Genomic DNA, 23,117 nt, shown 5'->3' on the forward strand with positions numbered 1-23,117 from the left:
GCTCAAAGATATGAGAGCACTATATCAACAACCGGGAATTTTTGAATACTTTTAGCAGCTATACGCGATGGAAGCGCCCGCCATAGGACAGGCGCTTCGCTTTGTTTCGTTTGGCCTACATTTTGGCTTTCTCTGATTTCAGCGCCAGCCACAGGCAATAGCACATGACCAATACGACCAACGTAAACGGAATACCCGTTGAAACCGCCGCACCTTGAAGGGCAACCAAGCCGCCTCCCAGCAAGAGGGCGATTGCGACCAGCCCTTCCAAAGTGCACCAGAACACGCGCTGGATCACCGGGGCATCCATCTTGCCGCCCGCGGTAATCGTGTCGATCACCAGTGAACCGGAATCCGACGAGGTCACAAAGAACACCACGATCAGGATCAACGCGATTGGCGCGACGATACCATAGAGCGGAAGCTCTTTCAGGAAGCCAAACAGCGCGCCTTCGGGGGCATAGCTGTCGATCACGGTGGCGCGGACACCTTCTGCTCCGCCTGCGTTCAGCATGTCAATCGCGGCACCGCCGAAGGTTGACATCCACAGGGCGCAGACCGCCGTGGGCGCCAGCAACGCGCAGATAACGAACTCTCGCACCGTGCGGCCCTTTGAGATACGCGCGATGAACATGCCCACAAACGGCGACCATGCAATCCACCACGCCCAGTAGAAGGTCGTCCAGCCGTGGAAATAGCTGGTGTCTTCACGCCCGAACGGGTTGGACAAGGCCGGCAGGTGCAGCACGTAATCCGTCATCACGTTGAAGTACCGTGCGATGGCCGTTCCAATACCGGTGACTGCGATCACGAACAGGAATAGGCCGACGGCCATGATCATGTTAATCTCGCTCAGCCGTTTGACACCTGCATCCATGCCCAGAAGGACCGAGCCCAGCGCAATCATTGTGATCCCGATGATGAGAAGCACGACAACCGTCGGGCTGGGTTCGATGCCGAACACCTCGTAAAGGCCCGCGGCTACCTGCTGCGCGCCCAATCCAAGCGAGGTTGTCAGGCCGAACAGCGTAGCAAATACGGCCAGGGTATCAATGATGTGACCCCACCAGCCCCAAACGCGTTCACCCAGGATCGGGTAGAACGCCGACCGCAGGGTCAACGGCAAGCCAAGGTTATAGCTGAAGATGGCCAGCGCAAGTCCGACGGCCGCGTAAACGGCCCAGCCCTCAAGCCCCCAATGGTGGATCGTACCGACGATACCTGCATATTCATTGCCGGGCACCGCAATATCAATTCCCAGTGGAACAGCATTCCCGTCCTCGGCAAAGTTGTAGTACACCGGCTCCATCACGCCGAAGAACAGCAAACCAATCCCGATCCCGGCCGCGAACATCATCGCGATCCAGCCAGCATAGGAATAGTCGGGCTTGGCGTCCTTACCGCCGATCCGCACCTTGCCGACGGGTAAGACGATCAGCACCAGACAGAACAGGGTGATTGCATCCACGGAAAGAACAAGGAACCAATCGAACGTACTGGTCAGCCATGGCCGGAGCCATCCAAAGAAGGTCGCTGCGGCCTCCTGATTGGCCAATGCGATCAGGACGAACGCAAAAATGAGGATACTTGAGATCAGGAAAACCGGGTTGTGGATGTCCAAACCGAACGGTCGGACGTTGTCTTGCCCAAGTTCGTATTCGGTTTCAAAGTCATAGATCCGGGGATCCGGATCCAGCATTTTCTTTGTCTGAGCCATTCGACTGCCCCTCTGTCCGCTAGGTGCAAACGCCAAGGTATTCGGTCGACTGACGGATATGAGTATTGTACCCCCTTGGCGCGTTTCCGTCTTTTCGACCGCGGGTTCAGTGGTAACATCTTACACTGACATCATATTTTTACAAAACGCATTCAAGTTATCGCATTTGTTTGGTCAAATTCACATAAAAGCCTGACTATCTCGACAATGCTGTTCCAACCGGTGGAATGGCCGTCAACTGTGCCACTATGCGGTTTCTCTTTCCTTTGAGAGGAATCTCATGTATGCGCGCAGCATCTGAGACGTTGTGCCCTGACCCCGGCACTCGAACGGAAGATAAAATGGGGTCGGCGGCAATGGGGCCGCCATGCAAAACGGGAGACCCGGAGGGCCGGGAGTGCTCCCTTTTAGGATACGCAAATGTTTGATGTAACAAAGAAATCGATGCAGTGGGGCGAAGAGACGCTCACGCTGGAAACCGGCAAGGTTGCGCGTCAGGCCGACGGCACCGTGATTGCCACGCTGGGCGAAACCAGCGTCATGGCGAACGTGACTTTTGCCAAGCAACAAAAGCCCGGTCAGGACTTTTTCCCGCTGACCGTGCACTACCAAGAGAAATACTATGCCGCCGGTAAGGTTCCGGGCGGCTTCTTCAAGCGCGAGGCGCGCCCGACCGAGAAAGAGACGCTGACCGCGCGTCTGATCGACCGTCCGATCCGCCCGCTGTTCGTTGACGGCTTCAAGAACGAAGTTCTGGTGATGTGCACCGTGCTGTCTCACGATTTGGTCAACGATCCCGACATCGTTGCGATGATCGCAGCATCCGCTGCTCTGACCATTTCCGGCGCGCCGTTCATGGGCCCGATCGCCGGTGCCCGCGTTGGTTTCGTCGATGGCGAATACGTCCTGAACCCGACCGTGGACGATATGCAGGACCTGCGCCTGAACCCTGAACAGCGTCTGGATCTGGTTGTGGCCGGTACCAAGAACGCCGTGATGATGGTGGAATCGGAAGCGTACGAGCTATCCGAGGCCGAAATGCTGGGTGCCGTGAACTTTGCGCACGAGCAGATCCAGCCGGTTCTGGACCTGATCATTGATCTGGCCGAAGAAACCGCGAAAGAGCCGTTCGACTTCCAGGCCCCGGATTACTCGGACCTGTACGCCGCTGTTTCGGCTGCCGGTGAAGAGCAGATGCGCGCCGCCTTCGCAATCACCGACAAGCAAGAGCGCACCGCCGCTGTTGCCGCTGCGCGTGAAGCGATCAAGGAAGCGCTGACCGAGGAACAGCTGGAAGACGCCAATCTTGGCTCGGCGATGAAAAAGCTGGAAGCCGGCATCCTGCGCGGTGACGTCGTCAAAGGCGGCAAGCGCATCGACGGTCGCTCGACCACCGACATCCGTGGGATCGAAGCCGAAACCTCGATGCTGCCCCGGACGCACGGTTCGGCCCTGTTCACCCGTGGTGAGACACAGGCGCTGGCCGTGACCACGCTGGGCACCGGTGATGATGAGCAATTCATCGACGCGCTGCACGGCAACTTCAAATCGAACTTCCTGCTGCATTACAACTTCCCTCCGTATTCGGTGGGTGAAGTGGGCCGCGTGGGTGGCCCCGGCCGTCGCGAGATTGGCCACGGCAAGCTGGCATGGCGCGCCCTTCAGGCGGTTCTGCCTGCGGCAACCGACTTCCCCTACACGATCCGCATCGTGTCGGAGATCACCGAATCCAACGGTTCCAGCTCGATGGCGTCGGTCTGCGGTGGTTCGCTGTCGATGATGGATGCAGGCGTTCCGTTGAAAGCACCGGTTGCCGGTGTGGCCATGGGTCTGATCCTGGAAGATGACGGCAACTATGCCATCCTGTCAGACATTCTGGGTGACGAAGACCACCTGGGCGACATGGACTTCAAAGTGGCGGGTACCGAAAACGGCATCACCTCGCTGCAGATGGACATCAAGGTCGCAGGCATCACGCCCGAGATCATGGAGAAAGCCCTGGCGCAAGCCAAGGACGGCCGGATGCACATCCTGGGCGAGATGGGCAAAGCCCTGTCCGAGACCAACGAATTCTCGGTTCACGCCCCGCGCATCGAGACCATGAACATCCCGACCGACAAGATCCGCGAAGTGATCGGCTCGGGCGGTAAGGTCATCCGCGAAATCGTCGAGGTTTCGGGTGCCAAGGTCGACATCAACGACGACGGCGTGATCAAGATCGCCTCGCCGGACGGAGAGTCGATCCAAAAGGCATACGACATGATCTATTCGATCGTGGCCGAGCCGGAAGAAGGTCAGATCTACACCGGTAAAGTGGTCAAGATCGTCGACTTCGGTGCCTTCGTGAACTTCTTTGGCAAGCGCGACGGCCTGGTCCACGTGTCCCAGATCGAAAACCGCCGCCTGAACCATCCGTCGGATGTTCTGAAAGAAGGTCAGGAAGTAAAGGTCAAGCTGCTGGGCTTTGACGACCGGGGCAAGGTGCGCCTGTCGATGAAAGTCGTCGATCAGGAAACCGGCGAAGAGATCGTGCCCGAGAAGAAAGAAAAGAAAGAAGACGCAGAATAATCTGCGCCTCTTTCTGAACAGCGAAAGACCCCGGTTTTGGCCGGGGTCTTTTGTTTAGTGCGCCACGCCGGACGGTCCATGCTTCATGATATGCCACTGGCCGAAGCTGTCGTTCAGATCCAGCTTGATCGCGGCATTCGCCTTGGTCGACGCACTGCCAATTTCCGCCAGAGTGAATTCGATCCCGCCGGGAAGGTCGATCCGAACCCGATGCTCACCGCCCCCATGCGGTGCCTGAATCGGGCGACCGGTCGAGTTTAGCACATCGCCTATAGTGACCTTGGCCGTGCGGCCTTCCATATCCATCTCGAAATCAATTGGCAGATACAGCGTCTCGTGAACGGTTTTGCACATCGCCCGAAAGACGAACCAATGGGTCGCCATTTCTTCGGTCTCTTCGCCGTGAAAGACCTTTTCCAACGCAGATCGCTGCGCGTCCGAGGCGCTTGGGTCGATGATAACCTGCATCTCACCACCGCCCTCAAATATCGGACCGGGCCAAGCGTAAATCAACGCAGCCTTCGCCCCGACAAGGTCCGTGTCGCCGAAATGTCCCTTGGAAATATTCAGAACTTCAAACCCACGGCAATTCCCATGGGTCGGCACTTCCTCGAACTGGCAAGGGCAGGCATAGCCGCAATTGCAGTTCCCGAAAGCCTCACCTTCGACATACCAATCTGTAAATGCCATCGTCTTCTCCTGTGATGCACAGTGTGAATGCTCGATGTTTGTGGCCTTGCGCCTGTAGCTCTGCTGAACAGACATACCCTACCATAACTGGCTGGATTCACGAACCGAGCAACATTTCCCGATGCGAGAAAGGCACCCGGGAATGAGTTCTAAAACAAGGTCATCCAGTCCCTTCGGCACGCCATTCGCACATGTCTTGGGTGAAATCCTGCGTCCACCAAGACCTATGATTGTATTTTGGCTCTCTTACCCACTTGTTTCTCTTTCCCAGATTGCGCTCGTGTTCTATGCACTTGGGCATGCGCTCTTTCGTAATTCACATGTCCTCAAGTACGGCCCGGCGGCCTAACGCAGAAAAGCTGTGCGCTGACCTGCCAAACGCCGAGTTGTTCGAGGCCGTGAATGGGCGGAATTCTGACCAGATCGCGAATGTCGAGCTGTTTCCCGGCAATTTGCATCAGCCCGAATACCCGTTCAATTTGCGACCTGCTGAAATTGGTGTTTTTGAAAGCCACCGCCGAATCTGGCGCAAGCTGGTCGATGAAAAGATAGACATGGCTATCATCACCGAGGACGACCTGCGCGTTGACCCGTGCCGGATGACCGAGGCGCTAAAGATGCTCGCGCCGATCGCAACACCGGATCACTATATCCGCATTCCCGTGAAACAACGTGAGATCGCCGCCCAGGTGCTGGTGAAACACAACGACATGCGATTGATCCTGCCCAAAGTGATCGGGCTGCAGTGTGTGTGCCAGTTGGTCGGTCGGCGCGCGGCCGAACGGCTGCTTGAGGCAACCAACAAAATCGACCGTCCGATTGACACGTTTCTGCAAATGCACTGGTTGACGGGCCAGCCGATCCTGGCACTGCTTGGCAGCGGCAATCAGGAAGTTGCCAACGAGATTGGCGGGTCAACCATTCAGGCCCGCCCTCCGCTGGGCGACAAGATATCCCGAGAGTTCAAGCGCGCGGCTTATCGCGCGAAGCTCTACCAACACCCACAGCGACCGGCCGCCTGATACGCAAAGTGGTCAACCGGGGCATATAGCCCCGCTTTCTGTCTTAGCTGGGCGCTTTGGTCTTGCGCAGGTACGGGAAGATCGTCTCAAACTCGCCGAACTTTTCCTTGGCTTCTTCGTTGGAAACCGCCGGAGGGATGATCACGTCTTCGCCCGGCACCCAGTTTGCAGGGGTCGCAACGCCCTTGCTGCTCATCTGCAAACCATCCAGTGCGCGCAGGATTTCCGCAAAATTGCGGCCTACGGTCATCGGATAGGTCATCGACAGCTTCAGTTGCTTATCGGGACCAATGATAAAGACCGAACGAACAGTGGCGCTGTCAGCCGGTGTACGGCCATCCGGCAGGTATGCTTCGGCCGGTAGCATGTCGAACGCCTTCGAGACAGCCAGCCCGTCATCCGCGATGATGGGGAAACCGGGGTTGGCATTGCCATATGCCTCAATGTCCTTTTTCCACTTCTTGTGGTCCTCGACTCCGTCGACGGAAACACCCAGGACTTTCGTGTTTCGCGCGGCCCATTCGTCGTTCAACTGAGCAACAGCCGAAAATTCGGTGGTGCAGACAGGGGTAAAATCCTTGGGGTGCGAAAACAGAATGGCCCAGCTGTCACCAATCCAATCGTGGAATTGAATGGTGCCCTGATCCGTTTCTGCCGTGAAGTTGGGAACCGTGTCGTTGATGCGCAAACCCATGAGGCATCTCCTTTTCTGCTGATGAGCGTGATCGGTTGGTGCAAACTTAATCACTTTGCAATCAAGTTAAACCGTTCTTTTGTGACTTGCCGGATATTTCCCTAGCCCAACGCGCAGCGTCACGTTGAATTGTTACTTGCCCCTTTTGGGACAGAGTGACAGAGTGCCCCACAAAACCGACCGGGCGGTCGAAATAACTCAGTTCAAAAGGTGGAGCCATGATCGACAAACGCAATTTCTACATCAACGGACAATGGGTCGCTCCGGCGCAGGCCAATGATTTCGAGGTGATCAACCCCTCGACCGAAGACCCGTGCGCGGTCATCTCACTGGGCGGGGCAGAGGACACAAATGCAGCCGTCGCCGCAGCCAAAGCCGCATTGCCCGGATGGATGGCCACTCCGGTTGAGGACCGCATCGCGCTGGTTGAAAAGCTGGTTGAGATCTACCTATCTCGCTCGGAAGACTTGGCGCAGGCAATGTCGCTGGAAATGGGCGCTCCGATTGACATGGCGCGTACACAGCAGTCTGGCGCCGGTGTCTATCACCTGAAAAACTTCATCCGCGCCGCCAAGGCGTTTCAGTTTGATCGCCCCTTGGGGGATCACGCCCCCAACGACCGGATTATCTACGAAGCCGTGGGTGTTGCCGCCCTGATCACGCCTTGGAACTGGCCGATGAACCAGATCACGCTCAAGGTGGGCGCGGCTGCGATCGCGGGTTGTACCATGGTTCTGAAACCGTCCGAGCAAAGCCCGCTGAATGCGATGATCTTTGCCGAGATGATGGACGAGGCCGGGTTCCCCGCCGGTGTGTTCAACCTTGTAAACGGCGACGGCGTGGGCGTCGGCTCGCAACTGTCGGCGCATCCGGATGTGGATATGATCAGCTTCACCGGCTCGACCCGCGCGGGTACGGCGATTTCCAAAAACGCCGCAGATACGTTGAAGAAAGTGCATCTTGAGCTGGGCGGCAAGGGTGCAAACGTGGTCTTTGCCGATGCCGATGAAAAGGCCGTCAAACGCGGCGTGCTGCATATGATGAACAACACCGGTCAAAGTTGTAACGCCCCAAGCCGCATGCTGGTGCAGCGCCCGATCTACGATCAGGCGGTCGAGACGGCCGCGCAGGTGGCCAACATGGTGTCGGTCGGGAACGCTCAGGAAGAAGGGCGGCACATTGGCCCGGTTGTGAACGAGCTTCAGTGGAACAAGATTCAGGATCTGATCCAGAAAGGGATCGACGAAGGCGCGCGCCTTGTCGCGGGCGGCACCGGTCGGCCCGAAGGTCTGAACAAAGGCTATTATGTTCGCCCCACGGTCTTTGCCGATGCCAACAACCAGATGACCATCGCGCGCGAGGAAATCTTTGGCCCAGTTCTGACCATGATCCCCTTCGATACCGAGGAAGAAGCCGTCGAGATCGCCAACGACACGCCGTATGGGCTGACAAATTATGTCCAGACGCAGGACGGAAGCCGTGCCAACCGCATGGCGCGTGAGCTGCGTTCGGGAATGGTCGAGATGAACGGCCAGTCGCGCAGTGCGGGGTCTCCGTTCGGTGGGATGAAACAGTCCGGTAACGGGCGCGAAGGCGGCGTCTGGGGTCTTGAGGATTTCCTTGAGGTCAAGGCGGTCGGCGGCTGGGCCGCTGAATAACCGCGTACTTACATGATCCAGTAGTGAGGCACCCAAGGGTGCCTCGCTTTATTTTCAGGCATCTGCTTGCGCTGCTTCATAGGCAAGCATGGCGCGTTTGACCGGCAAGCCCCAGTGATACCCGCCCAGACCGCCTGACTTCCGCAAGGCGCGGTGGCAGGGGATCAACCAACTGACCGGGTTGCGCCCAACTGCCGTGCCCACGGCGCGGACGGCTTGCGGCGATCCCACCCGCTGCGCAATCTCGGAATAGGTCGTGACCTGACCGGACGGGATATGCATCAGCGCCTCCCACACTTTTATTTGAAGCGGTGAGCCGATCAGGTAGAGAGGTGTCGGCTCCAAACGGTCGCTTACCGATCCGAATGCGCTTAGCACCCAAGGACGCAACCGCATCGGATCCTCTACGAAATCCGCAAGGGGCCAGCGTGAGAGCATATCCTCCATCGCCGCTTCCTCACCGGATTCTGCGGCAAAGGCCATGCCGCAAATGCCATTGTCTGTTCCCATCACCAACGCAGGCCCAAAGGGGCTTTCAAACCAGCCCCAGTAGATCGTAAGACCCGCGCCCTTGCGAGCGTATTCGCCGGGGCTCATGGATTCCCATTTCAGAAACAGATCATGCAGGCGACCGCTGCCAGACAGACCTACGTTATGCGCAGTCTCAAGGGTCGTGAACCGTTCGCGCAGCAACGCCTTTGCATGGCCCAGCGTCAGATACTGCTGATACCGTTTCGGCGACACTCCGGTCCAGCGCGAGAACAGACGTTGGAAATGGGCTGGGCTCATATCCATCTGACGCGCCAACTCCTCCAGAGACAGGGATTCTCCGCCCTGATCAATCAATTCGATCGCGCGGCGCATGACGTTATAGTGGTATCCGCTTTCGGGGGTCTGGACGTTCATTTCGCACCTCATCTGCTGAACCGAACCATAGCGCGTTGGTCGTATCCGAGCGACCCGGAACGTGCGCATTGGCTTAGGGCTTGTGTCACCAGCCCTTGGGCGGCATTAAGGCCTTGATGGCAAAGCAACTCGATTATCATACGATCCGCGAGATCTTTACTCGTTTTCAGGACGCCGACCCCGAACCCAAGGGCGAGTTGGAGCATGTGAACGTCTATACTCTTGTCGTGGCCGTGGCGCTGTCGGCGCAAGCCACCGATGCGGGCGTCAACAAGGCCACGCGCGAATTGTTCAAGATCGCCGACACGCCGCAAAAGATGCTTGATCTGGGCGAAGAAGGTCTGATCGAACATATCAAGACCATCGGCCTGTTCCGCCAGAAGGCGAAGAATGTCATCAAACTCAGCCGTATACTGGTCGAGGATTACGGCGGCGAGGTGCCCAATTCCCGCGCCGCGCTGCAATCGCTGCCGGGTGTCGGGCGCAAGACGGCCAATGTGGTGCTGAATATGTGGTGGCGGCAACCGGCGCAGGCGGTGGATACGCATATCTTCCGCGTCGGCAACCGCACCGGCATTTGCCCCGGCAAGGACGTGGACGCGGTCGAGCGTGCCATCGAAGACAACATCCCCGCCGATTTCCAACTGCACGCGCATCACTGGCTGATCCTGCATGGCCGCTATCACTGCAAGGCGCGCAAACCTTTATGCGGAACCTGTATCATCCGCGATCTCTGCCAATTCGAGGACAAGAACCTATGAAAACCTACCAGCTCACCGGTATCGGCAACGCCGTCGTGGACGTGATCTCTCAGGCCGATGACAGTTTTATAGAGCTGATGGGCATCGAGAAGGGCATCATGCAACTGATCGAGCAGGAACGCGGCGAGGTTCTTTATGCGTCGATGGAAGGGCGCGTGCAAACGCCCGGAGGTTCGGTCGCCAACACCATCGCGGGTGCAGGTGCGTTGGGTCTGGATTCGGCGTTCATTGGACGTGTGCACGACGATGCATTGGGTCGGTTCTACGCGGACGCGATGAACGAGGATGGCGTCGATTTCGTGAACCCTCCGGTCCCAGGTGGGGAACTGCCAACCTCGCGCTCGATGATCTTCGTGTCGCCGGATGGTGAGCGGTCGATGAACACCTATCTGGGGATTTCCTCGGAACTGTCATCGCAGGACGTGTCCGCAGATGTGTCGGGCAACAGCCAGATCATGTTCCTTGAGGGTTATCTGTTCGACAAGGAAAAGGGCAAGGCTGCATTCCTTGAGGCCGCGCGCACCTGTCACAAAGGTGGCGGCAAGGCCGGGATCGCCATTTCCGATCCGTTCTGCGTGGAACGCCACCGGGTCGATTTCCTTCTGCTGATCGAGAACGAATTGGACTTCGTGATTGGCAATGAGGCCGAGATCAAATCCCTGTTTGAAACCGATGACCTTGAAGATGCGCTGGCGAAAACCGCCGCGATCTGCCCTCTGGTGGTGTGCACACGCTCGGGCGATGGTGTGACGGTGTTGCATGAGGGACAGCGCATCGACGTGCCCGTTGAAAAGGTTGTGCCGGTCGACGCCACTGGCGCAGGCGATCAATTCGCCGCCGGGTTCTTGTTTGGTATGGCCACAGGCCGCGACTACGAGACTTGCGCCAAAATCGGCAATGTCTGCGCGCGCGAAGTGATCAGTCACATCGGCCCGCGCCCCGAGGCAAACATGTTGGAACTCCTGCGCGAAGAAGGCTTGCTGTGATTCATCAGAACCGCGTCCCGGGCTCAGGGACACCCAAGCGATTGCTGTTCGCGATGACGGCTGTTTTCATGATGCCCGCCCTTACACCCGCACAAGCGGTCGATGGCCCCTGCGAAGGCTGGAAGGAAAGCGGCGACAAACCCTATTGCGGCGCGTTCCTTGAATGGTTGCCGCAATTCGCCGAGGATTTCGACATTCGGAACACCGAAGGCAGATATGCCGTGGACTGTTCGGCCCCCGGTGGCATCGAACTGTCCGGCACAGGTCCGGGTGAGACGTTTGGGCTGGTTGTGGATGGCGCGCGCATCCCTGATGTGGAAATGTGGGTCAGCTACTACGGCAACCAAAGCAACCCGATCACCTTTGTATACGGCCTGTGGCCAGAATCTTTTTCTTACGGGCTGGTTGTCAACGGCGATCAGGGCGGGTTCTACATTCTTGAGGACAAAGAGAGCGGACACCGCCTGAGCCAGTGCCTCGACTAAGGCTACGATCCGGTTGCTGCGTCGTTCAACGCCCAGTCATATTTGTAGGCACTGACGCCTGACACTTGCTGCAACCGCGCGCGCAGTTCCGGATCTGCCGCCGACTGGAGGTAGGCCAGAACCGATTTCTCATCCCGCCCAAAATCCTCGCGGAACCAGATAAAGATTTTGGACAGGATCAGCCGTCCGCGATCATCGAAACGCACTCCGCGCGGGTCGTTGATATAGGTGCGCCCGGCTGCGGCAAGATCGCGTTCCAGAGTTTCAGCCTGCCATGCGCGCGCCATCAGGTTCGGGCACCCGACAGCCGCACAGTTCAGGGCATAGTGGATGCGCGGTTCCTCATAGTTTGGACGAATGACGCGGTGTTCTATGTCGTTCAGGCTCAAGCTGTTCCCGGAAACCTGCACCAGAGGACGGTTCCACGGACCAATAGAAAACGGCCCGTCTTTAATATCTCTGATCGATTCAACCGGATAGCTGTCCAGAACCACAACCACCGTTGCCGCGTTGTAGAGGTTGATCCAGTAGGCCAGTTGCTGTTCGCGGGTCAGGCGACCGGGATCGACGGATTGAAGCTGGGTCAAATACCCATCCAACGCGTCCCGATCAGCTTGCGTCACCTGCCCATAAGCCAATCGGTTCACACCCTGCGCATCCTGAGAAATGTAGCGGCCCAGAAATACCGTCCATGCCGTGTGATCCACTTTTTGCCCCGCTTGAGTGGAGGCACGGGTCAAAGTGGTGTCCGGCAAAGGGGTGGCCGAGGGCAAAGCCAGACGTTCAACGCTGGCACAGGCAGCAATCAGAGGCAGCAGTAAGATCAGTAGTATACGCATAAGGTGGCCCCCGATCATTGACGATAGACCGGGGGCAACGCCGCAAGGTCTGGCGGATACTCATCAGTTAGAGGCAAGCCCCGGACAGGGCCACGCCCCCTCACGCCAACGTGCAGGACGGTGATCGCATCACCCGCAACATCCGCCTGATTGACGTGTCTGGACCGATGTGGGGGCTTCGTTCTGGTTGGCTCCTCGGCCTAACCAGGTGCGGTCGGCCAGATAGAAATCTGTGAACCGAACGGCAAAATCTTCGGATACCGACTTTTGAGGAATCCCCGTCGCCATCACAGCCTGTTGCCATGCCTTGACCCTGGGATAGTGCGCCAGCATGTCATGACCACTATGCGCTTCGACAATCGAGGCGCGGTGCAGCAACGGCAGCCACGCCATATCGACATTGCCCAGCGCCTCTCCGCCAAAGAAGGGGCCGCTGCCCAATGTCTGTTCAGCCCTTGCAAAGGCGGCGTTCAGTTTTGACATACGCTCGGCAAACGTCGCCATATCGGTGCTTTGCATCGCGCTGCACTGGACAAGATAATGCTTGCTGGCCTGATAGCTCCAGGCGCGGTTCAGGGCGCGTTGCTCGGGCATCAAGTCGGATTGCAAAGGCGCTGAGATGTCATCGAGATATTCCGCAATCGCATCAGACTCGAAAAGTGGCGTGCCGCCATCGGTGACCAGAACGGGCACCTGACCTGTAGGCGAGAGCTCAAGGAACCAGTCGGGTTTATCGCTGAGACTGATGTAGTCGATCTGGTAAGGTATCTGCTTGGTCTCAAGCAACGCGGTTACGCGCTGCACGAAAGGGCAGATTTTAAAGCTAACGATACGGATCATCTTTGTTTCCTTTTGGTGGTTTCATCTGTCAGACGAAGCCCGCGCCAAAAAGACGACGTTCAGATCAACATTTTTTGCAGCTTTCCGATTTTTCCTGCACATCCGCGATGTTTCCACGCGCATCCATCGTGATGTCGCAGCAGTTTTCAAACGCTTTGCGCAACTCGGCCCGACCTTTCTGCACGCGGGATTTGAGTGTCGAATACGGGAGACCATGCGCCATCGCGTAGTCATTCTGAGACATGCCGTTGATGTCGATGGCCATCAGCATATCCGCCGTTTCCGCGGGAAGACCGCGAATAAACGGCTCGACGCAGCGTTCCAGATCCTGCCGGGTTTCGGGGTCATCGCGGTGATACCACAGGTCATCCGGGTGCGCCTGCGCGCGGCCGGACTTACGGTAATAGTCTATGATGGTGCGATCAGCGGTCTGAAAAAGCCACGGCTGCAACTTGGACGGATCATTCAGCGCAGGCAAACCTGTAAACACTTTGACCGAAATCTCTTGCAGCAAGTCGTCCACATCTGCCGCATTCGAGACACGAGAGTGCAGAAACGCCTTCAGGCGCGCACGGTATTTGGGCCAGATATCCTCGATGCGCATGGCACTTTATGACAGGTGTTCGGCAAAGGCGGCAACCACCTGCTGGTAGACCTCACGCTTGAATGGCACGATCTCGTTGATCAGGTTGCCTGGCTCCTGCCATTTCCAGCTGGTGAACTCGGGGTGTTCGGTCTGAATGTCGATTTGATCATCGCGCCCGGTAAAGCGCAGAAGGAACCATTTCTGTTCCTGCCCACGATAGCGCCCTTTCCAGATTTTCGGGACGATATCATGGGGCAGATCATAGGGCAGCCATCCGGGGGTTTCGGCCACAACCTGCACCAGATCGGCGGTGACGCCGGTTTCCTCCCAAAGTTCACGCAGGGCCGCATCGCGAGGGTCTTCGCCCTTGTCCACGCCACCTTGCGGCATCTGCCAGGCCTCGGCGTGGCGGTCATTGCGCTGGCCCACGAAAATCTTGCCCTCGGCATTCATCAACATAAGCCCGACGCAAGGACGGTAGGGCAATTTGGCAATCTGGTCCGGGGTCATTGGCGGCCTCATATCGGTGTCCCGGTTCGTCTGTATCAAGTGCCGCAGCGACAGCAAAGACTTTGACGCTAGGTTTCGCGTGACAATGTTGACGCGAAGGTCAATCTAACGCTGCAATTCCGGGAGGGAGAGTTCGCCATGACTGCGTACCCAAATATGCTGGCCCCGCTTGATCTGGGCTTTACGACCTTGAAAAACCGCGTGCTGATGGGCTCGATGCACACTGGCCTTGAAGAAACCGGCGATTGGAACCGGGTGGCCGAGTTCTATGCCGATCGCGCCCGCGGTGGTGTGGGCCTTATGGTGACAGGCGGGATTGGTCCGAACCTTGAGGGTTCGGTCCTGCCGGGCGCATCAATGATGACCAATGACAAAGAGGTGGCGAACCATTCCATCGTCACCCAGCGTGTGCATGAGGCGGGCGGCAAAATCGCCATGCAGATTCTGCATGCGGGCCGCTATGCCTATGGCCCCAAATGCGTGGCTCCCAGCCCGGTGAAATCGCCCATCTCTCCTTTCCCGCCGAATGAACTGGACGAGGACGGGATCGAAAAGCAGATCAGCGACATCGTCAACGCTGCTGCGCTGGCCCAAAAAGCGGGCTATGACGGGGTCGAGATCATGGGCTCCGAAGGGTATTTCATCAACCAGTTCCTCGTGACGCACACCAATAAGCGTGAGGATCGCTGGGGTGGCTCGTACGAAAACCGCATGCGCCTACCGATCGAAGTCGTGCGCCGCACGCGCGAGGCCGTAGGCACCGATTTCATCATCATCTATCGCCTGTCGATGATCGACTTGGTCCCCAACGGCTCGACCTATGATGAGGTGGTCGAGCTTGCACAGCGAATCGAAGAAGCGGGCGCCACGATCATCAACACTGGTATCGGCTGGCACGAAGCGCGGATTCCGACCATCGCCACCAGCGTACCCCGTGCGGCCTTTGCCTGGGTTACGAAAAAGCTGATGGGTCAGGTGAACATTCCGGTAATCACCTCGAACCGGATCAACACGCCCGAAGTCGCCGAAGAGGTTCTGTCGACCGGCTGCGCCGACATGGTATCGCTGGCGCGCCCAATGCTGGCGGATGCAGATTTCGTGAACAAAGCCATCGCAGGACAGTCTGCCCAGATCGCACCTTGTATTGCCTGCAACCAAGCCTGCCTTGATCATACGTTCGGCGGCAAATTGACCTCGTGTCTGGTCAATCCACGCGCCTGTCATGAGACCGAGCTGGTGATCGAACAGGCCGAAACCCGCAAGACCATCGCCATCGTCGGCGCAGGTCCGGCCGGTCTGTCCACCGCAATGACAGCCGCCCAGCGCGGACATGACGTAACCCTGTTCGACCGCGCCGCCGAAGTTGGCGGGCAGCTCAACATGGCCAAGCAGGTTCCGGGTAAAGAGGAATTCTGGGGTCTGGTCGACTGGTATCGCACCATGATCGCTGATCTGGGTGTGAAGGTCGAACTGAACCGCGAAGTCAGCGCCGATGACCTGACCGGTTTTGATGAAGTCGTCATCGCCACCGGCGTCAACCCGCGCGACCCGGAAATCCCAGGGCAAGACCGCGAGAATGTCATCAGCTACATCGACGTTCTGCGCGACAAGGCCGAGGTCGGCAAATCCGTCGCGGTGATCGGTGCCGGCGGCATCGGGTTCGACGTGTCCGAGTTCCTGCTGGAAGACGGTCACAGCATCACCACCGACCTGCCTGCGTGGATGAAGGAATGGGGCGTGACCGACCCGGCCAAGCACCGCTCGGGCCTGGCCCCCGAAGGACCGCAGCCAGCGGCCCCGGCGCGCGAAGTGACGTTACTGCAACGCAAGAAACAGGCGCATGGTAAGGGTCTGGGTAAAACCACCGGCTGGATTCACCGCGCGACGCTCAAGATGAAAGACGTGAACTTCGTTGGCGGCGTCAATTACGAGCGTATCGACGACGACGGCCTGCATGTCAGCTTTGGCGAGGAGCGCGCGGACCCAACCGTTATCGCGGCAGATACAGTTGTTCTGTGCTCCGGTCAGGTCTCGGAACGCAGCCTTGCGGATGCGCTGATCGAACGCGGCATCACTCCGCATGTGATCGGCGGCGCGGATTTGGCCGCGGAACTGGACGCAAAGCGCGCGATCAACCAAGGCACACGCTTGGCCGCTACTTTCTAACGCGACGATAACTTTTGCACCCAGCGAAGCCGCCTCGAATGGGGCGGCTTCCTAATGTTCGTCTGCTATTGGCAGAGGTGCAGAGTGACCCTTCGCGATCTGATCAAGCAAGGCGGAATGCGCGCCTCCTACTCGACCGTGATCGTAATCACATCTGACACAATCGGCGTTGCGTGCGGCACATGCCCGGCATCGCCAAGCACCAGTTGCAGCGTATGCTCGCCCGCGGCAAGGTCCAGTGTCACTTCGGTTTGTCCACCGCCGAAATGGATGTGGTTGTCATCGGCAGGCAGACCATAGGCCAACTCATCTGCGCCATCTTCCCCCTCGCCCAGCGGCGGACGGTCGATCAGAAGGTGGTGGTGGCCCGTGTTTTCTTTCTCTGTACCGGCTGGGGCGACGCCCATTCCGCTTAGGCCGAACACGATCGTTACCGGTGAGTTTACGGTATCTCCATCCGACAAATTCACGAAATAGACCGTGGCATCCGGATTGGAAGGCGTCTCACCCCCGGCCTGAGCAAACGTGGCTGAAAGGGTCAGGGCGACGATGGCGAAAAAGGCTTTCATGATCTCCTCCGTGGTCACAAATTTGCCATTCTCATCCTAACATATTCACGCAAAATCTACTAAAACCCTACATGTATTGAGTTTGTGGCGATTTAAGAAACCACCGTTTCCGCGTTTCCTATACGCAAACGATCCGAATTAAATCCCTGATATTATCCCATGTCTGCCCAGTTTCCGCCCAGATTGGCCAGCAAGATCGGTCAACGAACCAAGACCTGGGGAACGAGTATGGACAGACTGACCGAAATGGAAGCCTTTGCCAATGTGGTGGACCAGGGTGGCTTCACGGATGCGGCCAAGAAAATGGGCATCTCCAAGTCGGCCGTGTCAAAGCACGTATCGAGCCTGGAAGCCCGCCTGGGCGCCCGCCTGTTAAACCGCACGACACGCCGCGTTTCGCCGACAGAAATCGGCCTCGCCTACTATGACCGGGCACGTCGTGTTCTGAATGACGCGGGCGAAGCCGACGCTTTGGTGACCTCGATGCAATCCGCACCATCCGGGCTACTTAGAATCAGCGTCGCGACAGATTTCGGCGTGAATCACCTGTCACCGGTTTTGTCAGGATTTCTGGCGGCTTACCCGGATATCACGGTGAACATGGTTCTGAACAACCGGTATGTAGAGCTGATCTCGGAAGGCTTTGACGTGGCTGTACGAATCGGTGAGCTGGAAGACAGCACCCTACGCGCTCGCAAGCTGACCGAAACCGTTAAACGCATGGTCGCCGCCCCAAGCTATATCGAGAAATACGGACGCCCGCAGAAGATCGACGACCTAAACGAACACAAGCTGTTGCACTATTCCAGCCAGTCGTCGGGCAACGTGTGGAAGCTGACCGCGCCTTCGGGTGAAAAACGTCAGGTCCGCACCGCAGGGTGGTTGAGCGTCAACGACGGTCAATCCCTGCTGAACGCGGCGATCTCGGGCCTTGGGATCGCCCATCTGCCCAGCTATCTTTATGCCGACGCGCTGAAAACAGGTCGCGTTATGGACGCAATGCCGTCACTGCCCGACGAGGTTCAAGGCGTCTATGCTGTCTACCCGCCAGGCCGTTTCACGCAGCCCAAAGTACGGGCATTCATTGATTTTCTGGTCGAGTCCTTCAACGACAAAGGTCCGATGGATTGGTAATTTCTCCCCGGTGAAGACTGTACGACCCGCGCTTCCTGTGCGGGTCTTTTTTTATTCAAACGGCACCGTCAAACCCATATCCCGTGCAACTTTGCGCAGAGATTGCGTCAGAATATTTCGGCCTTGCAGGTCGTCTTCCCCTCGGCGCGCCAACAACGCGATATCGCGGTTGGCATTGGGAATGGCCAAGGGGCGCAACCGAACCTCATCGCGGTAGATCCCCTGCCGGCGCGCGTATAAGTCGGGCAAAACGGCAACGCCAACTCCCGACGCAGCCATCAGAACGATCGAATCCAGCGTTGTTCCTTCATATTCGTCTGACACCACCCCACCGCATTCGGCAGCCAGAGCGTACACGATCCGGGACAGGCGATGGCTTTGATCCAGCGTCAGAATCAAACGGTCGCGCAGGTCTTCGGCGGTGACGCCGTGCAAATCCCGCGCCAGCATGTCGTCAACGGCCACGCCGATCCACAAGGTTTCGTTGAACAGACGTTGCTGCATCGTATTCGGATGATCCTCGGGCGTCGAAATGATCAAGTCAAAGCGCCCTGATTTGAGTCCTTGCTCAAGGTCACGCGTGTTTTCCTCACGCACCACGATACGCAGGCCCGGACGCTCCTGATGGATTTTCTTGATGGCCTGCGGCAACAGATAAGGACCGATTGACGGCAACACGCCCAGTCTCAAACGTCCACCCACCGGCGCATCGCTGGTCACGGCGTGGCGTAGGTCCTGAACCTCGGCCAATATCTTCTGGGCGCGTGAAATGAACTCCTCTCCTTTGGCTGTTGCGTGAACGCCGCCCCGATTGCGTTCAAAGATGCGCAGGCCAAGCTCTTGTTCTACAGCCGATATCTGCGCCGAAAGGCTGGGCTGACTGACATTCAGCACGTCCGCCGCAAGCCCGAACCGGCCAAGGCGACTGACTGTGACGACATATTCAAGTTGGCGCAAGGTTGGGCGCATTTCATAGCCTTAAACTATATTAAATTTAGTAAGATAATATTGGGATAATGCAATTCGGCAAGGCACCTAGCCCAAAAACCGGGACAGGAGCCGCAAATGCCCAGCGTAATCGAAACACTGTCCAGCAATTTGCTGGTGCCTACGATCCTTTTCTTCGCGCTGGGATTGCTGGCCGCCTTTGTGCGCAGCGATCTTTCGATTCCCACGGGCGCGGCCAAATTCATGTCTCTGTATCTGCTGCTGGCCATCGGATTCAAAGGCGGCAGCAATCTGGCCGAGCATGGCATCCACCTGGACTTGTTTCTAACCTTGCTGGGTGGTGTGGCGCTGTCCTTCGCCATTCCGTTCGTTGCCTTCGGGTTGCTGCGGGTCATGACCCGGCTGGACCCGCTGAACGCGGCTGCGGTCGCCGGGCATTATGGGTCGATTTCGATCGTTACCTTCGTGACCGCCACAAGCCTGCTGGACCTTGTCGGTCTCAGCCATGACGGGTTCATGGTCGCTGTCGCTGCGGCGATGGAGGTGCCCGCCATCCTGTCCGCGCTGTGGCTTGCCCACAGATCAAATGGCAACGGCATCATGGACAAAGGGCTTTGGCGCGATCTTCTGGCGAACGGGTCCATTGTTCTGCTGACCGGCGCCTTCCTCATCGGAGCCATCACGGGCGGTGAAGGCATGCAAATGATCGCGCCGTTCATCGTGACGCCCTTTACCGGAATCCTCTGCCTGTTTCTTCTGGACATGGGCCTTTCAGCCGGGCGGAGCCTGCTGAGTAACCGCGATAAACTGTCGGTGGGGCTGTTCGGCTTTGGCGTGCTGATGCCCCTGATCGGAGCGATGATGGCCTGGGTCGTCGGTGCAATGATCGGCCTGTCCGAAGGCAGCCTGTTCCTGCTGATGGTACTGTCTGCGTCGGCCTCTTACATCGCGGTGCCAGCGGCAATGAAGATCGCGCTGCCCAAGGCCGAATCCGGGATTTACCTGACCCTGTCACTGGGCGTTTCGTTCCCGTTCAACATCACGGTTGGTCTGCCGCTTTACCTGTGGTGGGTGATGTGACGGATCAGTTGACCAGCAAAATCGCCTCGACCCGGCGGTTCAGGTCCCTGCCCTCGGGCGTGGCATTTGAGGTCAACGGGGCAAGATAACCGATGCCGCGCGCCTCAAGCCGGTCTGCCACGACACCGTATTTTTCAATCAAACGGACGCGAACCGCCTGCGCCCGGCCCGTGCTGACCGAGATGTTTGCCTCGAGCGTGCCGGTGTCATCTGTGTTACCCACAAGCGCCATCCGTACGTCCGGGTTTTCTTTCAGGTATGCTGCGATCAGGGCAAGCGACGCAAAAGGGCCGTCGCCCAGAGTGATCTCACCGGTGCGAAAATGCAGATCGTCCAGAATGACATGGCCGTTCTGTTCGAGATCAGCCAGCAGCCCCTGCGACTGCTCCACCGTCTCTTCGATGACAAGCGGCGGAGGGGCTTCGGCATCCGCAGGTGTAACGCGGATCATCTGAACATAGCCATCTGGCGGGTTGCGGCTGACCAGAAGGCTCAGCGCCTCGTCCCCGCGGGTGGCGGACAGAAAGCGATAGTCCTGAATGGCCACATACATGTCTGGCGTTGGCACGACCTCGGTTCCAAAACGAAAGTCAAAGCCGCCGCAGGTGCGCGCCTCGCATTCAAACAGCACGTCGAACCCTTGCGCCTGAATCTGATCCCGCAGCGGCTCGAGCAACTGCAGCGTCGTGCTGGACCCCGCCTGCAAACGCCACGTCAAACGCTCGACCCGGCCCTCGACCGTTCGGACAGGCACAGAGCCATCGGCAAAAACCCCGGTCGGCATGTCATAGCTGTCCAAGGCACTGGTCCGGTCGCTGACCTGACGCGCACCAGAAGGCAGTGTCAGGTCTTGCGCGGCAACCGGCCCGACCCAAATTAGGGCCAGTATGAGGGTGAGGTTTCGGATCATCGGGCCTGCGCGTGATACTCATCATTGGGGGCCATCGCCGTGGCGCTGGCAACCCGGTTCGACATGTTGAAAAAGCCGGTCACATTGGCGATGTCCCAGATATCACGATCCGAAAAACCCTCGTCGCGCAAGCGCTGACGATCAGGTTCTTCGATCTCGGTACTGGCGGTCGTCATCTTAGCCGCAAAGTCCAGCATCGCGCGCTGACGCGCATTCAAAGGGGCGACACGGTAGTTCATCACCAACATCTCACCCAATTTCGGATCGCCCGATAGTTGCCGGACCGCCGCGCCATGGGCTACAAGACAGTAAAAACACTTGTTGATGGCCGAGACCACAACGGCGATCATTTCACGTTCCAGCTTGGACAGCCCGCTGTCGCCCAGCATCAGGTCGTTATACATCCCGGTAAAACCGTTCAGCTTGTCGATATCGAAGGCATACGCCTTCAGCACGTTTGGCACGAAACCCAGCTTTTCAACGCAGATATCAAAGTATTTTTGGGTTTCAGGCGGCAGCGGGTCGGCCATCGGCAGGTTCAGCGCGGTTGGTAGTGTTTGATCGGTCACGTCGGGCTCTCTCCTTGGGTAAGCTGACGGTAATGGTATTCTCCGACGATCTCCATCCCGAGCGCATGATAGAGACCATTGGCCCCATCATTGGCCTTGGTACAGATCACGCTGAGCGTTTCAACGCCTTGCTCCTGCGCCCAGAACGCCGCAGCGCGCATCGCCCACCGACCCAAGCCGTGACGACGGTGCGACGGCAAAATCTCTAACGCGTGCACCATGGCAATCGAGCCATGCACCGCGACAAAGGCAGTACCCGCAGGCTGATCCGCGCGGCGCAACAGCAGTCCGGTTTTCGGCCCGGGTGCGCGATCCATCACGGCCAGACGGCCGGGGCCGATACCTCCCTTTGCCCAGATTTCATTCATGATTGCCAACGGATCCCAGATGGCAAAGGCCGTGACACGGGGGACTGGAATACCCGTCAGATGCTCGACCGGGCAGGAATAGATGTTGACCGGATCAAGTATGTCGTATCCACGGTCGGCAAGCTGATGATCCAGCGCCTCGTCGCCCGGCCAAATACAGAAAATCCGCTTTTGCCCCATGGACCGCATCGCGGCTTCGGCGGCGTCGATCTCAGTCTCGCTCGCTTCACCCAAGGCGCTTGCGGCCGACACGCGCGATCCCCCGCCCAATCCTTGCCGCAGCCGGAATGGACCCAGCCGATCATAACGCGCGGCAGGCCATGTGCCATCGACTACATCCGCCCAGCTCGGGGTCACAGGTCCAGCTCTTTCGCCAGTCGGATAGTGGCCGCGTCAACCTGCGCACCGTCGGTTCCGCGAATGACGACGTTTGACCCGAACACGCCGTTGACCTGAAACGGATAGCTGCCAATGGAGAGGTCCGGGAAGTCATCGGCCAACACGGATAATGTTCCGGCGATATCCCCTTCGCCCCGGTCTACCCGCAAGGTTTGAGACAATAGCGGTCTGCCTCCGCTCAGGCCGTGCAGAACGCTTGCAACCATGGCCTGGAAAACCGTCGGCACCCCGGCCATGACATGCACATTCTCAAGTGTAAAACCCGGCGCGGTCGAAACCGGATTGTCGATCAGCTCTGCCCCGTCCGGGATACGGGCCATGCGCAAGCGGGCTTGGTTCAGTTCCAGACCCGAGTTCTTGTAGTGCGTCTCTAGCAGGGCGCGGGCATCCGCGCGCACGTCGATTGACGCCCCAAAAGCTGCTGCGATGCAGTCAGCCGTGATGTCATCATGGGTCGGACCGATGCCACCGCTTGTAAAGACGTGATCATGGGCACCTGACAACGCCTTGACCGCAGACTCGATCGCGGCAGCATCATCGCTGACGATACGCACTTCCTTGAGGTCGATGCCCAGCTTGGTCAATTCTCCGGCAAGGTAGTGCATATTGGCGTCCCGGGTGCGTCCTGAGAGAATTTCATCCCCGATCACAAGCATTGCAGCGGTTGGATTGGCCATGGCGCGTGCCCCCTCTTGATCGACCCTTGGGGCAG

The 23,117-nt window shown here is 58.2% G+C and carries 23 protein-coding genes; 9 read left to right on the plus strand and 14 right to left on the minus strand.

The annotated features are described in order from the left end of the window. Positions 1-115 precede the first annotated feature (115 nt). Positions 116-1,717, minus strand: coding sequence for a BCCT family transporter (locus ACR0B7_RS08835; RefSeq protein ID WP_170387687.1), 1,602 nt, complete (start codon positions 1,715-1,717; stop codon positions 116-118). Between the two features lie 420 nt (positions 1,718-2,137). Here ACR0B7_RS08835 and pnp point away from each other — a divergent pair, with 420 nt between their 5' ends. Further along, a complete protein-coding gene (gene pnp / locus ACR0B7_RS08840) occupies positions 2,138-4,285 on the plus strand; it encodes a polyribonucleotide nucleotidyltransferase (RefSeq protein ID WP_170387689.1) in 2,148 nt (715 codons plus the stop codon). A gap of 54 nt (positions 4,286-4,339) precedes the next feature. On the opposite strand, the gene ACR0B7_RS08845 is transcribed toward pnp, so the two are convergent. Continuing rightward, positions 4,340-4,975, minus strand: a complete 636-nt coding sequence (locus tag ACR0B7_RS08845) for a DUF1326 domain-containing protein (protein WP_170483614.1) — start codon at positions 4,973-4,975, stop codon at positions 4,340-4,342. Positions 4,976-5,274: 299 nt separating this feature from the next. Between ACR0B7_RS08845 and ACR0B7_RS08850 the strand changes: the two genes are divergently transcribed. Further along, on the plus strand, positions 5,275-5,997 hold the full coding sequence (locus ACR0B7_RS08850) for a glycosyltransferase family 25 protein (RefSeq protein WP_170483612.1): 723 nt from the start codon (positions 5,275-5,277) through the stop codon (positions 5,995-5,997). Positions 5,998-6,040: 43 nt separating this feature from the next. Here ACR0B7_RS08850 and ACR0B7_RS08855 read toward each other — a convergent pair whose 3' ends face one another. Beyond that, entirely contained in the window at positions 6,041-6,691 is a 651-nt protein-coding gene (locus tag ACR0B7_RS08855) for a peroxiredoxin (RefSeq protein WP_170355987.1), read from the minus strand. Between the two features lie 218 nt (positions 6,692-6,909). On the opposite strand from ACR0B7_RS08855, the gene ACR0B7_RS08860 reads away from it, so the two are divergent. Continuing rightward, positions 6,910-8,349: an aldehyde dehydrogenase family protein gene (locus tag ACR0B7_RS08860; protein ID WP_170387695.1), complete on the plus strand. Its 1,440-nt coding sequence runs from the start codon at positions 6,910-6,912 to the stop codon at positions 8,347-8,349. Between the two features lie 54 nt (positions 8,350-8,403). On the opposite strand, the gene ACR0B7_RS08865 is transcribed toward ACR0B7_RS08860, so the two are convergent. After that, the gene (locus tag ACR0B7_RS08865) at positions 8,404-9,255 is read right to left on the minus strand and encodes a bifunctional helix-turn-helix domain-containing protein/methylated-DNA--[protein]-cysteine S-methyltransferase (RefSeq protein WP_170483610.1); all 852 of its coding nucleotides are present in this window, start codon (positions 9,253-9,255) and stop codon (positions 8,404-8,406) included. A 116-nt stretch (positions 9,256-9,371) separates the two neighbouring features. Between ACR0B7_RS08865 and nth the strand changes: the two genes are divergently transcribed. Genes nth through ACR0B7_RS08880 form a run of 3 tightly spaced genes read left to right on the plus strand, consistent with a single transcriptional unit; the run spans position 9,372 to position 11,487 of the window. Beyond that, on the plus strand, positions 9,372-10,016 hold the full coding sequence (gene nth, locus ACR0B7_RS08870; protein ID WP_170387699.1) for an endonuclease III: 645 nt from the start codon (positions 9,372-9,374) through the stop codon (positions 10,014-10,016). After that, a complete protein-coding gene (locus ACR0B7_RS08875) occupies positions 10,013-11,002 on the plus strand; it encodes an adenosine kinase (protein ID WP_170576750.1) in 990 nt (329 codons plus the stop codon). Before nth ends, ACR0B7_RS08875 begins: the two co-directional genes overlap by 4 nt. After that, the gene (locus ACR0B7_RS08880) at positions 10,999-11,487 is read left to right on the plus strand and encodes a hypothetical protein (RefSeq protein WP_170483607.1); all 489 of its coding nucleotides are present in this window, start codon (positions 10,999-11,001) and stop codon (positions 11,485-11,487) included. Before ACR0B7_RS08875 ends, ACR0B7_RS08880 begins: the two co-directional genes overlap by 4 nt. A gap of 2 nt (positions 11,488-11,489) precedes the next feature. Here ACR0B7_RS08880 and ACR0B7_RS08885 read toward each other — a convergent pair whose 3' ends face one another. The 4 genes from ACR0B7_RS08885 to ACR0B7_RS08900 form a co-directional block, all read right to left on the minus strand. Continuing rightward, positions 11,490-12,326, minus strand: coding sequence for a DUF547 domain-containing protein (locus ACR0B7_RS08885; RefSeq protein ID WP_480681300.1), 837 nt, complete (start codon positions 12,324-12,326; stop codon positions 11,490-11,492). Between the two features lie 129 nt (positions 12,327-12,455). Next, positions 12,456-13,166, minus strand: a complete 711-nt coding sequence (locus ACR0B7_RS08890; protein ID WP_170483603.1) for a glutathione S-transferase family protein — start codon at positions 13,164-13,166, stop codon at positions 12,456-12,458. A gap of 64 nt (positions 13,167-13,230) precedes the next feature. After that, positions 13,231-13,770 (minus strand): RNA polymerase sigma factor SigZ, encoded by a 540-nt coding sequence (sigZ, locus tag ACR0B7_RS08895; RefSeq protein ID WP_170483601.1) that lies wholly within the window; start codon positions 13,768-13,770, stop codon positions 13,231-13,233. A 6-nt stretch (positions 13,771-13,776) separates the two neighbouring features. Continuing rightward, positions 13,777-14,262, minus strand: a complete 486-nt coding sequence (locus tag ACR0B7_RS08900; protein WP_170483598.1) for an RNA pyrophosphohydrolase — start codon at positions 14,260-14,262, stop codon at positions 13,777-13,779. Positions 14,263-14,400: 138 nt separating this feature from the next. Between ACR0B7_RS08900 and ACR0B7_RS08905 the strand changes: the two genes are divergently transcribed. Continuing rightward, a complete protein-coding gene (locus ACR0B7_RS08905; protein ID WP_170569809.1) occupies positions 14,401-16,428 on the plus strand; it encodes an NADPH-dependent 2,4-dienoyl-CoA reductase in 2,028 nt (675 codons plus the stop codon). A 128-nt stretch (positions 16,429-16,556) separates the two neighbouring features. Here ACR0B7_RS08905 and ACR0B7_RS08910 read toward each other — a convergent pair whose 3' ends face one another. Then, positions 16,557-16,997, minus strand: coding sequence for a DUF4399 domain-containing protein (locus tag ACR0B7_RS08910; RefSeq protein WP_170483594.1), 441 nt, complete (start codon positions 16,995-16,997; stop codon positions 16,557-16,559). A gap of 228 nt (positions 16,998-17,225) precedes the next feature. Here ACR0B7_RS08910 and ACR0B7_RS08915 point away from each other — a divergent pair, with 228 nt between their 5' ends. Next, complete coding sequence (locus tag ACR0B7_RS08915; RefSeq protein WP_170387716.1) at positions 17,226-18,131, plus strand: LysR family transcriptional regulator; 906 nt, start codon at positions 17,226-17,228, stop codon at positions 18,129-18,131. A gap of 51 nt (positions 18,132-18,182) precedes the next feature. Here the strand turns inward: ACR0B7_RS08915 and ACR0B7_RS08920 are convergent, their stop codons facing one another. Continuing rightward, a complete protein-coding gene (locus ACR0B7_RS08920) occupies positions 18,183-19,100 on the minus strand; it encodes a hydrogen peroxide-inducible genes activator (RefSeq protein WP_170387718.1) in 918 nt (305 codons plus the stop codon). Positions 19,101-19,196: 96 nt separating this feature from the next. Between ACR0B7_RS08920 and ACR0B7_RS08925 the strand changes: the two genes are divergently transcribed. After that, positions 19,197-20,159 carry a sodium-dependent bicarbonate transport family permease gene (locus ACR0B7_RS08925; protein WP_170483592.1) on the plus strand — a complete coding sequence of 321 codons (963 nt, stop codon included), beginning with the start codon at positions 19,197-19,199 and terminating at the stop codon, positions 20,157-20,159. A gap of 4 nt (positions 20,160-20,163) precedes the next feature. On the opposite strand, the gene ACR0B7_RS08930 is transcribed toward ACR0B7_RS08925, so the two are convergent. Genes ACR0B7_RS08930 through ACR0B7_RS08945 form a run of 4 tightly spaced genes read right to left on the minus strand, consistent with a single transcriptional unit; the run spans position 20,164 to position 23,082 of the window. Next, positions 20,164-21,069 carry an OmpA family protein gene (locus ACR0B7_RS08930; protein ID WP_170483590.1) on the minus strand — a complete coding sequence of 302 codons (906 nt, stop codon included), beginning with the start codon at positions 21,067-21,069 and terminating at the stop codon, positions 20,164-20,166. Continuing rightward, positions 21,066-21,638, minus strand: a complete 573-nt coding sequence (locus tag ACR0B7_RS08935; protein WP_170483588.1) for a peroxidase-related enzyme — start codon at positions 21,636-21,638, stop codon at positions 21,066-21,068. Before ACR0B7_RS08935 ends, ACR0B7_RS08930 begins: the two co-directional genes overlap by 4 nt. Beyond that, the gene (locus ACR0B7_RS08940) at positions 21,635-22,363 is read right to left on the minus strand and encodes a GNAT family N-acetyltransferase (protein ID WP_170483586.1); all 729 of its coding nucleotides are present in this window, start codon (positions 22,361-22,363) and stop codon (positions 21,635-21,637) included. The genes ACR0B7_RS08935 and ACR0B7_RS08940 overlap by 4 nt, the downstream gene beginning before the upstream one ends. Beyond that, on the minus strand, positions 22,360-23,082 hold the full coding sequence (locus tag ACR0B7_RS08945) for a molybdopterin-binding protein (RefSeq protein WP_170483584.1): 723 nt from the start codon (positions 23,080-23,082) through the stop codon (positions 22,360-22,362). The genes ACR0B7_RS08940 and ACR0B7_RS08945 overlap by 4 nt, the downstream gene beginning before the upstream one ends. Between the last annotated feature and the right edge of the window lie 35 nt (positions 23,083-23,117).

This window comes from Ruegeria sp. BB6 (assembly GCF_056539385.1).

What these genes read in the sequence shown, in the direction of transcription:
- ACR0B7_RS08835 (WP_170387687.1), bottom strand. Translation starts at nt 1,717, where the DNA reads ATGGCTCAGACAAAGAAAATGCTGGATCCGGATCCCCGGATCTATGAC.
- pnp (WP_170387689.1), top strand. Translation starts at nt 2,138, where the DNA reads ATGTTTGATGTAACAAAGAAATCGATGCAGTGGGGCGAAGAGACGCTC.
- ACR0B7_RS08845 (WP_170483614.1), bottom strand. Translation starts at nt 4,975, where the DNA reads ATGGCATTTACAGATTGGTATGTCGAAGGTGAGGCTTTCGGGAACTGC.
- ACR0B7_RS08850 (WP_170483612.1), top strand. Translation starts at nt 5,275, where the DNA reads ATGCGCTCTTTCGTAATTCACATGTCCTCAAGTACGGCCCGGCGGCCT.
- ACR0B7_RS08855 (WP_170355987.1), bottom strand. Translation starts at nt 6,691, where the DNA reads ATGGGTTTGCGCATCAACGACACGGTTCCCAACTTCACGGCAGAAACG.
- ACR0B7_RS08860 (WP_170387695.1), top strand. Translation starts at nt 6,910, where the DNA reads ATGATCGACAAACGCAATTTCTACATCAACGGACAATGGGTCGCTCCG.
- ACR0B7_RS08865 (WP_170483610.1), bottom strand. Translation starts at nt 9,255, where the DNA reads ATGAACGTCCAGACCCCCGAAAGCGGATACCACTATAACGTCATGCGC.
- nth (WP_170387699.1), top strand. Translation starts at nt 9,372, where the DNA reads ATGGCAAAGCAACTCGATTATCATACGATCCGCGAGATCTTTACTCGT.
- ACR0B7_RS08875 (WP_170576750.1), top strand. Translation starts at nt 10,013, where the DNA reads ATGAAAACCTACCAGCTCACCGGTATCGGCAACGCCGTCGTGGACGTG.
- ACR0B7_RS08885 (WP_480681300.1), bottom strand. Translation starts at nt 12,326, where the DNA reads ATGCGTATACTACTGATCTTACTGCTGCCTCTGATTGCTGCCTGTGCC.
- ACR0B7_RS08890 (WP_170483603.1), bottom strand. Translation starts at nt 13,166, where the DNA reads ATGATCCGTATCGTTAGCTTTAAAATCTGCCCTTTCGTGCAGCGCGTA.
- sigZ (WP_170483601.1), bottom strand. Translation starts at nt 13,770, where the DNA reads ATGCGCATCGAGGATATCTGGCCCAAATACCGTGCGCGCCTGAAGGCG.
- ACR0B7_RS08900 (WP_170483598.1), bottom strand. Translation starts at nt 14,262, where the DNA reads ATGACCCCGGACCAGATTGCCAAATTGCCCTACCGTCCTTGCGTCGGG.
- ACR0B7_RS08905 (WP_170569809.1), top strand. Translation starts at nt 14,401, where the DNA reads ATGACTGCGTACCCAAATATGCTGGCCCCGCTTGATCTGGGCTTTACG.
- ACR0B7_RS08910 (WP_170483594.1), bottom strand. Translation starts at nt 16,997, where the DNA reads ATGAAAGCCTTTTTCGCCATCGTCGCCCTGACCCTTTCAGCCACGTTT.
- ACR0B7_RS08915 (WP_170387716.1), top strand. Translation starts at nt 17,226, where the DNA reads ATGGACAGACTGACCGAAATGGAAGCCTTTGCCAATGTGGTGGACCAG.
- ACR0B7_RS08920 (WP_170387718.1), bottom strand. Translation starts at nt 19,100, where the DNA reads ATGCGCCCAACCTTGCGCCAACTTGAATATGTCGTCACAGTCAGTCGC.
- ACR0B7_RS08925 (WP_170483592.1), top strand. Translation starts at nt 19,197, where the DNA reads ATGCCCAGCGTAATCGAAACACTGTCCAGCAATTTGCTGGTGCCTACG.
- ACR0B7_RS08930 (WP_170483590.1), bottom strand. Translation starts at nt 21,069, where the DNA reads ATGATCCGAAACCTCACCCTCATACTGGCCCTAATTTGGGTCGGGCCG.
- ACR0B7_RS08945 (WP_170483584.1), bottom strand. Translation starts at nt 23,082, where the DNA reads ATGGCCAATCCAACCGCTGCAATGCTTGTGATCGGGGATGAAATTCTC.